Annotated in this window: 14 protein-coding genes; 4 read left to right on the top strand and 10 right to left on the bottom strand. The window is 67.5% G+C overall.

Annotated features, from left to right (window positions below; all coding sequences use genetic code 11):
* Positions 1-17: 17 nt before the first annotated feature.
* Genes WFK98_RS16220 through WFK98_RS16235 form a run of 4 tightly spaced genes read right to left on the bottom strand, consistent with a single transcriptional unit; the run spans position 18 to position 4738 of the window.
* Complete coding sequence (locus WFK98_RS16220) at positions 18-989, bottom strand: ABC transporter permease (RefSeq protein WP_266338806.1); 972 nt, start codon at positions 987-989, stop codon at positions 18-20.
* Positions 989-2509: a sugar ABC transporter ATP-binding protein gene (locus WFK98_RS16225; protein WP_336800954.1), complete on the bottom strand. Its 1521-nt coding sequence runs from the start codon at positions 2507-2509 to the stop codon at positions 989-991. The genes WFK98_RS16220 and WFK98_RS16225 overlap by 1 nt, the downstream gene beginning before the upstream one ends.
* Positions 2510-2523: 14 nt before the next feature.
* Positions 2524-3666, bottom strand: coding sequence for a Gfo/Idh/MocA family protein (locus WFK98_RS16230; RefSeq protein ID WP_336800955.1), 1143 nt, complete (start codon positions 3664-3666; stop codon positions 2524-2526).
* A gap of 19 nt (positions 3667-3685) precedes the next feature.
* On the bottom strand, positions 3686-4738 hold the full coding sequence (locus WFK98_RS16235; protein ID WP_336800956.1) for a sugar phosphate isomerase/epimerase family protein: 1053 nt from the start codon (positions 4736-4738) through the stop codon (positions 3686-3688).
* Between the two features lie 528 nt (positions 4739-5266).
* Between WFK98_RS16235 and WFK98_RS16240 the strand changes: the two genes are divergently transcribed.
* Positions 5267-5953, top strand: coding sequence for a GntR family transcriptional regulator (locus tag WFK98_RS16240; RefSeq protein ID WP_442907445.1), 687 nt, complete (start codon positions 5267-5269; stop codon positions 5951-5953).
* A 43-nt stretch (positions 5954-5996) separates the two neighbouring features.
* On the opposite strand, the gene WFK98_RS16245 is transcribed toward WFK98_RS16240, so the two are convergent.
* Genes WFK98_RS16245 through dsbD form a run of 3 tightly spaced genes read right to left on the bottom strand, consistent with a single transcriptional unit; the run spans position 5997 to position 9228 of the window.
* The gene (locus WFK98_RS16245; RefSeq protein ID WP_336800958.1) at positions 5997-6662 is read right to left on the bottom strand and encodes a L,D-transpeptidase; all 666 of its coding nucleotides are present in this window, start codon (positions 6660-6662) and stop codon (positions 5997-5999) included.
* Positions 6663-6715: 53 nt separating this feature from the next.
* Positions 6716-7345, bottom strand: coding sequence for a DsbA family protein (locus WFK98_RS16250; RefSeq protein WP_266338811.1), 630 nt, complete (start codon positions 7343-7345; stop codon positions 6716-6718).
* Positions 7342-9228 (bottom strand): protein-disulfide reductase DsbD, encoded by a 1887-nt coding sequence (dsbD, locus tag WFK98_RS16255; RefSeq protein ID WP_336800959.1) that lies wholly within the window; start codon positions 9226-9228, stop codon positions 7342-7344. Before dsbD ends, WFK98_RS16250 begins: the two co-directional genes overlap by 4 nt.
* A 128-nt stretch (positions 9229-9356) precedes the next feature.
* Between dsbD and WFK98_RS16260 the strand changes: the two genes are divergently transcribed.
* The 3 genes from WFK98_RS16260 to WFK98_RS16270 all read left to right on the top strand — a co-directional run bounded on the left by WFK98_RS16260 (position 9357) and on the right by WFK98_RS16270 (position 12024).
* The gene (locus tag WFK98_RS16260) at positions 9357-10019 is read left to right on the top strand and encodes a response regulator (RefSeq protein ID WP_266338813.1); all 663 of its coding nucleotides are present in this window, start codon (positions 9357-9359) and stop codon (positions 10017-10019) included.
* Positions 10016-11350, top strand: coding sequence for an ATP-binding protein (locus WFK98_RS16265; RefSeq protein WP_266338814.1), 1335 nt, complete (start codon positions 10016-10018; stop codon positions 11348-11350). Before WFK98_RS16260 ends, WFK98_RS16265 begins: the two co-directional genes overlap by 4 nt.
* 86 nt (positions 11351-11436) lie before the next feature.
* Complete coding sequence (locus tag WFK98_RS16270; RefSeq protein ID WP_266339078.1) at positions 11437-12024, top strand: IMPACT family protein; 588 nt, start codon at positions 11437-11439, stop codon at positions 12022-12024.
* A gap of 61 nt (positions 12025-12085) precedes the next feature.
* On the opposite strand, the gene WFK98_RS16275 is transcribed toward WFK98_RS16270, so the two are convergent.
* From WFK98_RS16275 to WFK98_RS16285, 3 genes are read right to left on the bottom strand one after another with little or no spacing between them, the layout of a single operon-like run.
* A complete protein-coding gene (locus WFK98_RS16275; protein ID WP_266338815.1) occupies positions 12086-12928 on the bottom strand; it encodes a carbohydrate ABC transporter permease in 843 nt (280 codons plus the stop codon).
* Complete coding sequence (locus WFK98_RS16280; protein WP_266338816.1) at positions 12928-13812, bottom strand: carbohydrate ABC transporter permease; 885 nt, start codon at positions 13810-13812, stop codon at positions 12928-12930. Before WFK98_RS16280 ends, WFK98_RS16275 begins: the two co-directional genes overlap by 1 nt.
* Before the next feature lie 10 nt (positions 13813-13822).
* Entirely contained in the window at positions 13823-14818 is a 996-nt protein-coding gene (locus WFK98_RS16285; RefSeq protein ID WP_336800960.1) for a LacI family DNA-binding transcriptional regulator, read from the bottom strand.
* Positions 14819-14825: the final 7 nt, after the last annotated feature.

The raw sequence follows: 14825 nt of genomic DNA on the forward strand, positions 1-14825 counted from the left end.
GTGAAGCGGCGTGCCGGTTAGGCTTTTTTCTGCAGCAGGACCGCCGCGGTTATGATCAATCCCAGCACGGCGCTCTGGAAATTCGCGCCGACACCGAGAAGGTTCATGCTGTTGCTCACCAGCCCGAGCAGCAGGACGCCGCCCAACGTGCCGATGACCGAGCCGCGGCCACCGATCAGCGGCGTGCCGCCGATGACCACGGCCGCGATGGCGCGCAGCTCGTAGCCCGTGCCCATGCTGGGCAGGCCCGAGTCGAGGACGCCGGTGAGGATGACGCCGGCGACGCCAACGAAGAGGCCGCTCAGCGCATAGAGCGCGATCTTGATGCGCCGGACCGGAATGCCGGAAAGCCGCGCCGCTTCCTCGTTGCCGCCGATCGCGAAGGCGTAGCGGCCGAGCGTGGTGAAGCGCAGGATCAGGAACATCACGGCGATGGCGAGGATCATGGCGTAGACGGGCCACGGCACGCGCAGGAAATCGCCGAGGCCGAACACGTCGAACAGCGCGCCGGTGCCGTTGATCGGGCTGCCGCCCGACATCAGGATGGCAACGCCCTGCAGGAAGGTCATCGTGCCGAGCGTGATGATGAAGGGCGTGGCGCGGTTGGTCGAGACCAGCATGCCGTTGATGGCGCCGATGAGCGTGCCGGCGGCGACGCCGGCGAGGATGCCGAGCACGGCGGAGCCGGTGTGCATGATCGTCAGCGCCGTGGCGAGGCCGGCAACCGAAAGCGCCGCGCCGACCGAAAGGTCGAGGCCGCCGGCGATCAACAGGATGGTCTGGCCGGCGGCGACGATGCCGAGCGCCGAAACCTGGAACAGGATGTTGAGCAGGTTGTTGACCGACAGGAAGCGCGGATTGCCGATGGCCGTGATCACCACGATCAGCAGCAGCACGATCAGCAGCGTGTAGCGGCCGATATCGACCTTGCGGGAAGCCCCGGACTTGCGGCCCGCCGGCTGGGCGGCGGTAGCGGCGGAAGAGGTCATCAGTTCACGCTCCGGGCGCTTTGGGTTTGGATGGCCACGAGCAATTGCTGCGGATCGAGGCCTGCGGGCGACAGCTCCTGCTCGATCCGGCCGGCGCGCAGGACCAGGATGCGGTCGGCAAGCGCGATCAGCTCCTCGAGGTCGGTCGAGACGAACACGACGGTCGCGCCCTTGTCGGCGAGGCCGCGCAGGTGATCATGGATCTGGCGCTGCGATTCGACGTCGACGCCCTGCGTCGGCTCCTCCAGCACGAACAGCCGGCCATCGGCGAAGATGGCGCGGCCGAGCAGCGCCTTGCGCTGGTTGCCGCCGCTGAGAAACCGCACCTCGCGGCTGGGCACGCGCGGATTGAGATCGAGCCGCTCCGACATTTCGGTGGCGACGCCGGTTTCTTTCGCGAGCTTGAGCCAGCCCAGCTTCGACAGCGAGCGGAGCGCGGCGAGCGAGATGTTCTTGGCGATCGAAAGCCCCATGACCAGGCCGCGCCCCCGCATGTCCTCGGGAATGAACAGCACGCCGCGGGCGATCGCCTCGCGCACGGCGCGGGGCGCATAGGGTTCGCCACCCAGCGTCATCCGCCCGGAGAGGTCGCGATGGTCGAGCCCGCCGATCACGGCCGCGAGCGCATTGGCGCCGCCGCCGATCAAACCCGTCACGCCGACGATCTCGCCCTTGGCGACCTCGAGCGAGACATTGTCGAGCCCGCCCGGGCTGGAGACGCTCTCCATGATCAGGAACGGATCCGTCCGCGACCGCGGACTGCGATGCGTCTCGACCGCGTCGAGCGTGCGCCCGACGATCATCGAGATCAGCCCGTCCTTGTCGGCGCTCTTGCCCTCGACCACCGCGACCTTGCGGCCGTTGCGCAGAACCGTGATGCGGTCCGAGATCGCCAGGACCTCGTCGAGATGATGCGAGACATAGACGATCGCCATGCCCTGTCTGGCGAGATCGCGGATCAGCCGGAACAGGAATTCCGCCTGCGCCTTGTTAAGCGCCGCCGTCGGTTCGTCGAGCAGCAGCACATGCGCCTTCTCGCGCACGGCCTTGGCGATCGCGACCTGCTGACGGTCGGCGATGTCGAGATCGCCGAGGCGCTTGTTGACGGGAAGATCGAGCCCGAGCCGGGCCAGCAGCTCGGTCGCCCGCGCCGCCATCGCCTTGTCGTCGAGGACGCCGAAGCCCTTGCGGGGCTCGGCGCCGAGGAAGATGTTGGCCGCGACCGAGAGATCGAGATGCAGTTCGGGATTCTGGTAGACGATGGCGATGCCCGCCGCGCGTCCCTCGGCCGGATTGAGCGCCTTGAAGGCTGTGCCGCCGACGATGATCTGACCACTGTCGGGCGGCTGGGCGCCCGACAGGATCTTCATGAAGGTGGACTTGCCGGCGCCGTTCTTGCCGACCAGGCCATGCACCTCGCCGCGAGCAACCTCGAAGTCGATGTCGTCCAGCGCACGCTGACCGAGAAAGCTCTTGGTCACCGACTGCACCTGGATCGCGAGGGGGGTTGCGGAGTTCATCGCCGTGATGCCGCTCAGCCCTTGACCGCTTCCCAGCGACCGGACTTGGCCGATGCCAGCACGGCGTCGGTGACATAGTCGGTGCGGAGCGCATCGCGGAAGGTCGGCGCCGCCGGCGTGCCGGAGGCGAGACCGCCGAGGAAATCGGCCGCCTGGTGGATGAAGCTGTGCTCGTAGCCGATCTGCAGGCCAGGCACCCACCAGTGGCTCATATAGGGATGGTCGCCATCGGTGATGTGGATCGAACGCCAGCCGCGCAGATGGCCGTCGTCGCCGTGATCGAAAAACTGCAGCCGGTGCAGGTCGTGCAGATCCCAGGCGATCGAGCCCTTCTCGCCGTTGATCTCGAGCGTGTAGAGCGCCTTGTGGCCGCGGGCGTAGCGGGTCGCCTCGAAGGTCGCGAGCGAGCCGTTGTCGAAGCGGGCCAGGAACGCGCTGGCGTCGTCGATCTTGACCTCCTCGACCTTGCCGCTGACGGCATGCGAGCGCTGCTTGACGAAGGTCTCCGTCGCCGCCGTGACGCTGTCGATGCCGCCGTTCAGCCAGAGCGCTGTGTCGATGCAGTGCGCGAGCAGGTCGCCGGTGACGCCCGAGCCGGCGACGCTGGCGTCGAGACGCCAGGTGCCCATGCCGCCCTGCGGCACGTCGGCCGAGATCGTCCAGTCCTGCAGGAACTTGGCGCGATAGTGGAAGATGCGGCCGAGCCGGCCCTCGTCGATCATCTGCTTGGCGAGCGTCACCGCCGGCACGCGGCGGTAATTGTACCAGACCATGTTGGCGACGCCGGCCGCCTCGACGGCCGCGACCATCTTCTCGGCCTCGGCGGCGTTGCGGCCGAGCGGCTTCTCGCACATCACCATCTTGCCGGCCTCGGCCGCGGCAATGGCGATCTCGGCATGGGTGTCGTTCGGGCTGGCGATATCGATCAGGTCGATATCCTTGCGCTCGATCAGCTTGCGCCAGTCGCTCTCCGAGCTTTCATAGCCCCAGTTGGCGGCGAAATCGGCGGCGCCCTTGGCGTTGCGCGTGGCGATCGCCTTCAGCACGGGCTCGTATTCGCCGCCGAAGAACTGGCCGACCTGGCGGAAGGCGTTGGAATGGGTGCGGCCCATGAAGCCGGCACCGACCAGACCGATATTGAGCTTCTTCTTGGTCATCCTGAAATCCCCCGGAGCCTTATTCGCGCCAGCCATGGGCGTCGCGCACCTTGATCATCGCCCCCAGAACGTCGTTCCAGGTCTGCTGCGCGGTCATCACCGAATTGGGGAACATGCAGCCGTCCCAGGCGATGTGGCGCATCTTCTTGGTCAGGTTGCCCGCGTCGTCGCGCAGCCAGTAGCCGGCATGCTTGGTGACATCGAGCTTGCCGTTCGGGTCGGTGACCTGGACATGGCGGCCGGTCTTCTCGTGGTCGCCGGAGCCGAAGACGGTGCCGTCGTTCTGCGCGACGTGGAAATCATAGGTCCAGGGGCGGAGCGCGTCGGCGACCTTCTTGTAGGCTGCGTCGAGGACCGAGCGGTCCTGCCAGTCATAGCCCTCGGGAAGCAGGCGATCCTTCTCGGCGTTGTAACCGAGGGTGAAGAGCATCGAATGCGCCATGTCGGCCTGGTAGCCGACGATCCCGGGCATGCCGACTTCCTCGAGCAGGCGGACATTCTCGCGCCAGGACTGCATGCCGCCCCAGCAGATCTCGCCCTCGGCGACGACGAACTCGCCATGGTCCTGCGCCGCCTTGCCGGCCTCGCGGAACGTCTCGGCGATCAGCTTGGTGTTGCCGACGGGATCCTTGTCCCAGTCGCCGACGCCGGTGGAGGAATCGATGCGGATGCCGCCGGTCGGCCGGATGCCGAGTTCGCGCATCTGTTCGCCGATTTGCGCGGCCTTGCGAACCTGCGAGACGAAGCGCTTGCGGTCATCGGCCGAGCCCATGGCCGAGCCACCGCCGGCGCCCGCCCAGATCGGCGCCACGAACGAGCCGACCTTGAGACCGTAGCTCGCGATATGGTCGACCATGCGCTTGACCTGGTCGCGGTCGCTGTCGATCGAGAGATGCGGATCGGCCAGCCAGAGATCGATGCCGTCGAATTTCTGTCCGTCGACTTCCGCCTTGGCGGTCAGCTCCAACAGGGTGTCGAGCGGGATGACGGGCTCGCCGCCCTCCCCGCCCTTGCCGACGACGCCCGGCCACGCGGCGTTGTGCAGCTTCGGATAGTTGTTTGGATCCGCCATCTCGCTCTTCCTCCCTCTCGAACCCGCCGGTCTCGCGGCAGGCCCCATCTGCATGCCGGGGAAGCGAACGGTCGCCGTTCGGGCGCGATCCTCCGCCGGCAGTCCTGGCGGACTCCGGGTGAATGGCGCGACGTTGCGAGGTCTCCTCCCCTGCGCGCATCGACCGCCTCCTCAGTCGGCCGAAGCACGACGGCACTGTCTGTTATATTAGTGTAACGTGTCAAGCAGCCTTCAACGCCAAGTTGGAGGCGAGGCTGTGGATTCAATTCATGAATGTTGCGGTATGGTTTTGTCTGTCATATCGTTGAAAACGATCAACTTCTTCCAGATTCCAACAAAAGGGAGCGGATTGCCGGCTTCCCCGATCCGAGGCGGCTATGCTTGCGACCATGCGCCAGACTAATATAACAGTAATACGAAACAGGTCGTGCGGCCGCGAAAGCCGAGCGATGCTGCTGGATGCCCGGACCGGCTTGGCCGGCACCGGCGATTTGAGAAAGGTCTGAACGGGTGGCCGAAGCGGCATTGCTGCAATTGCAGCTCGTCAACCTCGATCGCAAGTCGCCGCTGCGCGACCAGATCTACCAACTCGTCCGCACGCTGATCATCATCGGCCAGCTGCGTCCCGGCCAATCCGTCAACGAGGTCGAGATCGCCGAGCAGCTCGGCGTGTCGCGCACGCCGGTGCGCGAGGCCGTGAAGCGGCTGAGCGACGAGGGCCTGATCAACGTCTATGCCCAGACAGGCACATTCGTCGCCGGCATCTCGCGCGACGCCCTCGAGGAAGCCTATGTGATCCGCAACGCGCTCGAGGTCGAGAGCGTGCGTCGCGCGGCGGCGAAGATCCGCAAGGAGCATCTCGAGGAGCTGGAAGACATCATCGGCCAGCACCAGACCGCGATCGGCCGTAAGCGCTACACCGACGCGATCCGCCTCGACGACCAGTTCCACCGCACCATCGCCGAGATCAACAATCTCTCCATGCTGTGGCGGGCGGTCGATATCTCCAAGGCGCAGATGGATCGCGGCCGCTATCTGGCGCTGCCCCGCCCCGGTTCGGGCGAGACGACCATCGCCCAGCACCAGGCGATCCTCGCCGCTCTCGCCGCGCGGGACGGGGATCGCGCCATGGAAGCGATGCGCGTGCATCTCGACACGTCGCTGCGCAACACGCTGAGCCTCATCGGCGACATATTGGAGCCAGCCGATCGATAAGCGGAAAGACGGGGCTCCCCGGCCGGAGAGCCCCGCGATCGCTTCAGAGCACCACGACCTTGGAGCCGTCGGGAACGCGGCCATAGAGGTCGATGACGTCCTGGTTCATCATGCGGATGCAGCCGGAGGAAACCGCCTCGCCGATCGACCAGGGCTGGTTGGTGCCATGGATGCGGTAGAGCGTGTCCTTGCCATCCTTGAACAGGTAGAGCGCGCGGGCGCCGAGCGGGTTTTCAGGCCCACCCTCCATGCCGCCCGCCCATTGCTGGTTGATCTCCGGCGAGCGGGCGATCATGTCCTGCGTCGGCGTCCAGCGCGGCCACTGGCGCTTGTACTGGACATTGGCGGTGCCGGCGAATTCGAGCCCCGCCTTGCCGACGCCGACGCCGTAACGCATCGCCGTGCCGCCCTCCTGCACGAGATAGAGATAGCGCTCATGCGGGTCGACGACGATCGTACCCGGCGGCTGGTCGGTCGGATACTCGACCTGGGTGCGGATATTGCGCGGCTTCAGCTTGTCGAGCGCAACCGCAGGAACCGGGAACTTCTCCGTGTCGATCGCCGCGTAGTGGCTGGCGACCTGCGGGTCGACGACCAGGGTGGCGGTGGCGTCGGGACGCGGGCCCGTCGAGGCGCAGGCGGCGAGCGCGATGGGAAGCAGAAGCGCGACGGCCGCTTGCCGGGCAGCGCGCATCGGGACGAAGGACATCGGGGGGAGATTTCCGGTTCGGGGAGATGGGAGTGGCGGTTCGGCGGGCAGGATCAATTGACCGCCTGCCGGCGCCGCGCCTCGGCGACCGCCTGCTTAAAGCCGTTATAGTCGAGAGTCGAGGTGCGGAAATCGCCGATCAGGTAGGTCGGCGTGCCGTTCATGCCGAGCCCGAGCGCCTGGGCGTGGTTGCGCTTCATGAGCGCCGAGATCTGCGGGCCATGCGCCGAGAGATCCGCCTGCAGGCGGTTCACGTCGACGCCGGAGGCCTTGATCGCCTGCAGCATCTCCGCGCCGGACCGATGCCCGCCCGAAAGGCGCATCAGAGCATTGTGGGCCGCGACATACTTGCCCTGGTACTTGGCCGCGAGCGCGTATTGCGCGCCCTGGACGGAGGCGGCCGAAAGAATGGCCCAGTCCTTGTAGACGAGCCGGATGCGGCCATCCTCTTTGACAACGCGGGCCAGATCGACGGCCGAAAGCTTGCAGTAGGGGCAGTTGTAATCGAAGAAGGCGACGATCGTGACATCGCCGCGCGGATTGCCGCCGACCGGCGCTTCGGGGTCCCGCAGCACCGAACTCACGTCGACGCTCTTCGCCAAAGCGGCGTTGCCGCCCAGCATCAGGGCGGAGGAGCCGGCGAGGCCGGCGGCGGCGAGACCGAGGAAGAAACGGCGGTTCATGAGGGACTCCATTCTGGAAAAGCGGTCGGCTCGGGGGCAACGCGACCAGGCTGCTCGATACGCTCGAGACGTTGGGTGAGGTCGGCGAGGGAAACCGCCCCGATCAGGCGCGAGCCGGCGATCTCCGCCCCGGCCGGGCCAAGCAGAAACATCGTCGGCGGCCCGACGACGCCGAAGCGCCGCATCAGCCGTCGGCTGTCCTCGCCGTCCCGGGTGACATCGGCCTTGATGAAGGCGACGTTCGACAGCGGCGTCGCAAGGCCGGGCTCGGCCAGGACGCGGTCATTCGACTTGCACACGGTGCACCAGTCGGCGGTAAAGGCGACGAGAATGGGGCGGCCATCCGCCTCGGCCGCCGACACCGCCTGGTCGAAAGCGGCTTCCGAGTGCACGACCAGCGCCGGCGATGCCGCTACGGGGGCGGCTCCCGCCCCGGCGAGAAAGGCGAGCGGGCGCATGGGATCGGTCGCTCCGCCGGCGAAGCCGACGATCAGCGCCGCGCCATAGACGGCGGCTGCCAGGCCGGCCGATTTCCGCAGTCTCCGCCAGGATCCGGTCGTCGCGTCGAGCGCATCGAACGCGCCCAGGAACACGGCGGCGCCGAGCGCGCCGACGCCCCAGACGGGCAAGGCAAAGGCCCCGGGCAGGACGCGCAGCACCATGGCGGCGGCAAGCCCGAGGAAGATGATGCCGAAGGCCTGCTTGACCCGCACCAGCCAGGCGCCGGATTTCGGCAGGAAGCGGCCGCCAAAGGTGCCGAACACGATCAGGGGCAGGCCCATGCCGAGGCCGAGCGCGAAAAGCGCCGCCGCGCCGCGCGCGCCATCGCCGGTCTGGGCGACATAGAGAAGCGCCGCTGCGAGCGGCGGCGTGACGCAGGGCCCGACGATCAGCGCCGAGCCGAAGCCGAGCGCGGCCGCCCCGGCGACCGATCCGGCGCGGCCCTGCGTGCGGCCGGCGATCCATCCGCTCCAGCGCGCCGGCGCCTGCAGTTCAAACAGACCGAACATGGACAAGGCGAGCAGCACGAAGACCGCCGCCATCAGGCCGAGCGCCCAAGGCGCCTGCAGCACGACCTGCAGGTTCTCTCCCGACCAAGCGGCGACGAGGCCGAGCGCGCCATAGGCCAGCGCCATGGCGACGACATAGACGGAAGAAAGCGCGAAACCGCGCCGCGCCGACAGGCTTTCTCCGGAGCGCGCCAGCATGCCGGAAAGGATCGGGATCATCGGGAAGACGCAGGGCGTAAGAGACAAGAGCAGCCCGAAGCCGAGGAAGGCTGCGAGCGTCCAGGCCAGATTGCCGGACATCAGCGAGGCGGAATCGGACGCCACCGGGATTCCAGGGACCTGGGCCGGAGCGCCGGCATCCGCGAAGGAGGCCTGCGTCACGGCGGTCGTCGCGGGAGCCGTCTCCGGGGCCCCGCCCTCCGGAGCGCCAAAGCCGAATCCGGTTTCGACGTCGCTCAGCGCGAGCGACGCGAGATCGAGCGCCTTTGTCACCGGCGGATAGCAGATGCCGTCCTCGGCGCAGCCCTGGTAGGTGATGCGGAGCGAGCCCGAAGACTGCGTCTCGCCGAGCCGCGCCGTGATCTGGTTGTGGTAGATTTCGGTCGATCCGAAGTTCGGATCGTCCTTCATCTCGCCCGGCGGCGTGGTCACGACAAGCGCCTTGTCGCCGGCGACGAGGATCTTTTCGCGATAGAGGTAGTGGCCCGGCGCGATCTGCCATTCGAGCTGGAGGCCGGCCTTGGCATCGCGCTCGACCTGCAGGCGGAACGCGTCGTCGACCGGCAGCGGAACCTTGGCGACGGCCGCGCCGCCAAGCAGCGCAACGAGACAGACGATCGCGAGGATCGTACGGTGAATCAGCTTTTGCGGCATCGCGACCCCGTGTGATTGCGAGGAGCGACATGAGATCGCCACCTTAAGCCAGCCTTAAGGCGCGGACGGAATACCGGACGCGATCTGGCAACAGCCTCGCAAAGGCAAGCAGGCAAAGGGAAACGAGAATGCGCGTTCTCGTCGTCGAAGACGATCCGATCCTTCTCGACGGCATCAAGGTCGGCCTGGCGCTCGGCGGCGTGACCGTCGATGGCGTCGCGACCTGCGCCGATGCGCGCGCGGCGCTCGCCACCTCGCGCTTCGACGCGATCGTGCTCGACCGGATGCTGCCGGACGGCTCCGGCCTCGACGTGCTCGGCGAGATGCGCGGCGCGGGCGACACGACGCCGGTCGTGCTCCTGACCGCGCTGGATGAAACCGCCGACCGGATCCTCGGGCTCGACAGCGGCGCCGACGACCATATCGGCAAGCCCTTCGATCTGGACGAGCTGGCGGCAAGGGTGCGCGCGGTGGCGCGCCGCAACGCCGGCCGCGCCGCTCCGCTGATGCAGGCCGGCGCCATCGCGCTCGACCCATCGACGCTCTCGGTCACCGTCGCCGGCGAGCCCGTCTCGCTGTCGCGGCGGGAGTTCTCCGTGCTGGCCGCGCTGATGGAGCGGCCGGGAACGGTCCGCTCGAAGAGCGAAATCGAGGACCGGCTCTATGGCTGGCAGGAAGAGGTCGAAAGCAACGCGGTCGAGGTTCACATCCACAATCTGCGCAACAAGATTGGCCGAACTGCGGTCGAAACCGTGCGCGGCCTCGGCTATCGCATCCGGTCGGCGACATGAACTCGCTGAAGCGGCGCCTTTTCGCCATTCTGGTCGCGGCGACCGGCATCATCTGGCTGGTCGCCGGGGCGTGGATCTATGTCAGCAGCCGTTCGGAACTCGAGCATGTGCTCGACACGAGGCTGCAGGAAGCCGCGCGAATGGTGCATTCGCTCGTCGACGGCCACAACCTGCCGGCCTCCGGCGGTGCAGGCGGCCAGGCCCTGCTCCTGCCCGAGACTTCCAGCTATGAGCGCCAGCTCTCCTGCCAGATCTGGTCGCTGGACGGCCGGCTCGTCGCCCGCTCGACCGGCGCGCCGGCCGTGCAACTGGCCGACAATGTGGACGGATATTCGGACCGGGTCGTCGCCGGCGAATCCTGGCGCGTTTATTCGATCGAGGACCCGGTCAAGCGCGTGCGCGTCATGGTGGGCGACCGCATCGGCCTGCGCCAGAAGCTCGTCACCGACCTGATCATCGGCCTGCTGGCGCCGGCGCTGCTGATGCTGCCGGTGCTCGGCCTGCTGATCTGGGCGAGCCTCGGACGCGGGCTGCGGCCGCTTCGCGACATGGCCGAAGACCTCGAGCAGCGCGACGCCGAGGACATGCGCCCGCTCGACGCCGGCAAGCTGCCGACGGAACTGCAGCCGCTCGCCAGGGCGCTCAACGCGCTGTTCGACAAGGTCGAGGCGGCGCGCCGGCACGAGCGCGAGATCACCGCCTTCGCGGCGCATGAACTGCGCACGCCGCTCGCCGGGCTGAAGACCCAGACCCAGATCGCCCGCGCCGCCTCCGACCCGGCGGTGCGCGACCACGCGCTGTCGCAGATCCTCGTCTCCGTCGACCGCACGACGCGGCTGGTCCGCCAGCTGCTGGCTCTGACCAAGCTCGAGGCGGAAAGCCCGGTCGCACGGACGCTGTCGCACCGGGCCTCCGACCTGCTGGCGGAAATCGTCTCGACCAGCCCGCCGGCGGCGAACATCCGTGTCGACATCGACCCGGCGCTCGCCGAGATCCGTCTGCCCGGCCCGCGCGAGACCTGGATGCTGGCGCTCCGCAACGTGCACGAAAACGCCATCCAGCACATGCCGGAGGAGGGCGTCGTGTCGTGGCGGCCCATGCCGGGCGCGACCGGCATCCTGATCGCCGACCAGGGGCCCGGCATTCCGGACGAGGAACTCGATCTCGTCACGCAGCGCTTCTATCGCGGCCGCAACCGGAGCCCCTCCGGAACCGGGCTGGGCCTCACCATCGTCGCGATCGCCGCCCAGCGCCTGGGCGTCGGGCTCGAACTCAGCAACCGGACGGACGGAACCGGCCTGCAGGTCGCCTTCATCCTTCCCCGTTCCTGACGCGAAGCGGGCGGCAGCAGCTTGATCGCCGGCGCCACACCGCGCATGGAAGAGCGCGCGCGGCTGGAAAGACGACCATGACGACGATGTTCACCCTTGAAGGGACGGAAACCTTCCGGCAGGAAATCCGCAAGAGCCGCTTCATCGCGGCGGCCGGCCCCGTCTCGTCGGAGGCGGCGGCGAAGGAATTCATCGCCGCTCATTCCGACCCGGCCGCGAACCATAATTGCTGGGCGTGGAAGATCGGCCAGAGCTATCGCTTCAGCGATGACGGCGAGCCGAGCAGCACCGCCGGGAAACCGATCCTGCAGGCGATCGAGGGACAGTCGCTCGACGGCGTCGCGGTCGTCGTCACCCGCTGGTTCGGCGGCATCCTGCTCGGCGGCGGCGGCCTGATCCGCGCCTATGGCGGCACGGCGGCAACCTGCCTGCGCGCCGCGGCGAAGGTGCCGATCATCCGCACCCGCGAGGCGACGATTGCCTGCGGCTTCGGCGATCTGGCGCTGCTGCAGACGCGGCTTGCAGCCCATCCGGCGGCGCAGGTGCTGACGCAGGCCTACACGGCTACAGGCTGCGAACTCGTCGCAGCGATCCACGAGGACAGGGTCGAGGAGATCCGCCAGATGGTCGCCGACTTGACCAGCGGCCGGGCAACGATGTCCCGCGCCGTCTGAACCGGCCCCAAAACACAGAGAAAGGGGATGCCGACCGCCCCCCCGCTCCATGTGATCGGCGCTATTCCTTGCTGCCGCTCGAGGCGACCGAGGCCGTGAAATAGCGCTGGAAGACCAGCAGGATCACCAGCGGCACGACGGAGACGACCACGGCGGCCGCGAACATCGAGCCGAAATCGGTTGAAAACTGACCGGCGAAATCGGCGATGGCGACGGCGGCGACCTTGTAGTCGGGATCCGGAGCGATCAGCAGCGGCCAGAGGAAGGCCTGCCACTGGAACACGAACAGGATCAGGCCGGCCGAGATAAGCGCCGGCTTGGAAAGCGGCAGGTAGATGCGGGTGAAGATGCCCCACCAGCCGAGTCCGTCGACCCGCGCCGCGTCGGAAAGCTCCTTCGGGATGCCGAGGAAGAACTGCCGCAGCATGAACACGGCGAAGCCGTTGCCGATGCCGGGCAGGATGATGCCGAGATAGGTGTTCTGCATGCCGAAGCTGCGGAACAGGCTGAGCAGCGGCACCGCGATTGCGTCGAACGGCACCAGGAAACTGACGATGACAATCGAGAAGATCGCCCGCTTGCCGGGAATTTCGAGCCGCGCCAGCGCGAAGGCCGCCATCGAGCACATGACGAGCCCGAGCACGATCGTCGCCAGCGTGACGATGACGGAATTCATCATCGCCCGGGCGAAGGGGCCGCTCCAGACATTGATGAGGTTGTCGAAGGTGATCCGGTTCGGCACGAACATCCAGAGGCTGACCTCAGAGATGTAGCGGAAGATGTCCTCGCTCGGCCGGAGCGACGAGATCAGCGCCCAGTAGAGCGGCGCCATCGACAGCGCCGCCACCAGCACGGCGCCGAAAAGCGCGAAACGCGACGACTTCACGGTATCGGCCTGGGTCATCACGCGCCCCTCCCCCGCATCATTCGGAACTGGATCAGCACGACGACGAGCACCACCGCGACGAGGATGACCGTCGCGGCGGCGCCACCCTTGTCGTCGCCATAGACGAAGGTTCGCGTGTAGATCTCGGACATGATCAGATTGGTGGTTTCCTCCGGCCCGCCGCCGGTCAGGATCTGCACCGGCGCGAAGACGAGAAAGTTCGCGACGGTGTCGGCGACGAGCACGAACAGGAGCGGCCGGCGCAGCATCGGCAGCGTGATGTTCCAGAGCTGCTGCCGGCGATTGGCGCCGTCGAGCCGGGCGGCCTCGTAGAGCGAGACCGGAATGTCCTTCAGACCGGCGAGCAGGAACGTCATCCAGTAGCCGCAGCCGACCCAGCTCACCACCACCATCAGGCTCGGCATCGCCTGGGTCGTCGAGGTGAGGAAGCCCTGCTCCGGCAGGCCGAGCGACACCAGCACGGCGTTGATCGGCCCGTCGGGCCGGAGCGCGACGCCCCAGATGATCGCCGAGATGCTCTGCGGGATGACGACCGGCAGCAGGATCAGCGTCCGCCAGACGCCGTCGAGTTTCATCTTCTGGTTCATCAGCAGCGCCATCGCCAGGGCGAGCAGGATCTGCAGCGGGTTGATGACAATCGAGAAGATGGCCGTACGGAACAGCGAGTTCAGGAAGGTCGGGTCCTGGAACAGATAGGAGTAGGTGGCGAGGTCAAAACCGCCACCCGGCTCGTCGGAGGTCAGCGAATGGACCAGGGCGATCCCGGCCGGCCAGAGCCGCAGCACGATCAGCGCGATGAAGACCGGACACAGCATGAGCAGGCCTACCAGGGCCTCGTTGTGACCGATCCATGCAAACCGGCTTTGTCGAACGCGCGTCATCCAATCGTCCTCAGAAGGGGCGCGCTTCGCTGAACGAAGCGCGGAAAACCACATCCGCTGCGAGGCGGGCCGACGAGACCCGCTCGCCGGCAATGCGTCTCAGCAGCATGTCGACCGCCATCTCGCCCATCCGGCGGGTCGGCTGGACGATCGCCGTGATCGGCGGGTTGTAGAGCTGAAACAGCGGCACATCGTCGAAGGTCGCGATGGCGATCTCCCGGCCGACGCCGGTGCCCGCCTCGGCAGCGGCCAGCAGAAAACCCTGCGTCATCAGGTTATTGGTAAGAAAGATCGCATCGGGCATGTCCTGGCTCAGGGCGGCGAAGGCAGCCTTGCCGCCGTCGACCGTGAAATTGCCGGCGAACTGGTGCCGCGGCTCGAAGACAAGCCCGCTCGCCTCGCCGGCCCGCACCATCCGCGCCGTGCGCTCCCGCGCCACGCCAACGCCGTCCGGCCCGCGCACGATGCCGACGCGGCGAAAGCCGAGCCCCGCCATCCGCCGGGCCAGCGCGCGGATCGCCGGCTCGGGATCGACGTCGACGGTCGGCACGTCGAGCCCCGGAACCTTGCGGTCCAGGAAGATCATCGGCGTTCCACCCTCATGCAGCTCTGTCAGCATCGCGTTGCGATCGCGGCTGGGCGCGACCAGCAACCCGTCCACGCCGCGCTCGATCATGATCCGCAGATATTCGGTCTCGTGGCTCGGCTCCTCGTCGGAATTGCCGACGATGACGCTGAAGCCCCTGGCGCGCGCCGCCAGCTCGACCGCGTAGGCCAGGTCGGTGAAGAAGGGATTGAGAATGCTCGGAACGATCAGGCCGATCGTCCGGGTCGTCTTGCTGCGCAGCGCGCGCGCGATCCCGCTGGGGCGGTAACCGACGCGCGCCGCCGTCTCGACGATCCTCTGCCGGACCTCCTCCGACAGTCCAGGCTGCCCGTTCAGGCCGCGCGAAACCGTCGAAGGCGCGATGCCGAGGGCGAGAGCGATGTCCTTGATGGTGGCCAAGGGCATC

The organism is Kaistia sp. MMO-174 (assembly GCF_037147815.1).
Taxonomy (GTDB): Bacteria; Pseudomonadota; Alphaproteobacteria; order Rhizobiales; family Kaistiaceae; genus Kaistia; species Kaistia nematophila.

Bases quoted from the DNA above. Each gene is read 5' to 3' on its own strand.
- WFK98_RS16220 (WP_266338806.1), bottom strand. From the start codon at position 989: ATGACCTCTTCCGCCGCTACCGCCGCCCAGCCGGCGGGCCGCAAGTCC.
- WFK98_RS16225 (WP_336800954.1), bottom strand. From the start codon at position 2,509: ATGAACTCCGCAACCCCCCTCGCGATCCAGGTGCAGTCGGTGACCAAG.
- WFK98_RS16275 (WP_266338815.1), bottom strand. From the start codon at position 12,928: ATGACCCAGGCCGATACCGTGAAGTCGTCGCGTTTCGCGCTTTTCGGC.
- WFK98_RS16235 (WP_336800956.1), bottom strand. From the start codon at position 4,738: ATGGCGGATCCAAACAACTATCCGAAGCTGCACAACGCCGCGTGGCCG.
- dsbD (WP_336800959.1), bottom strand. From the start codon at position 9,228: ATGCCGCAAAAGCTGATTCACCGTACGATCCTCGCGATCGTCTGTCTC.
- WFK98_RS16280 (WP_266338816.1), bottom strand. From the start codon at position 13,812: ATGACGCGCGTTCGACAAAGCCGGTTTGCATGGATCGGTCACAACGAG.
- WFK98_RS16270 (WP_266339078.1), top strand. From the start codon at position 11,437: ATGTTCACCCTTGAAGGGACGGAAACCTTCCGGCAGGAAATCCGCAAG.
- WFK98_RS16245 (WP_336800958.1), bottom strand. From the start codon at position 6,662: ATGTCCTTCGTCCCGATGCGCGCTGCCCGGCAAGCGGCCGTCGCGCTT.
- WFK98_RS16260 (WP_266338813.1), top strand. From the start codon at position 9,357: ATGCGCGTTCTCGTCGTCGAAGACGATCCGATCCTTCTCGACGGCATC.
- WFK98_RS16250 (WP_266338811.1), bottom strand. From the start codon at position 7,345: ATGAACCGCCGTTTCTTCCTCGGTCTCGCCGCCGCCGGCCTCGCCGGC.
- WFK98_RS16230 (WP_336800955.1), bottom strand. From the start codon at position 3,666: ATGACCAAGAAGAAGCTCAATATCGGTCTGGTCGGTGCCGGCTTCATG.
- WFK98_RS16265 (WP_266338814.1), top strand. From the start codon at position 10,016: ATGAACTCGCTGAAGCGGCGCCTTTTCGCCATTCTGGTCGCGGCGACC.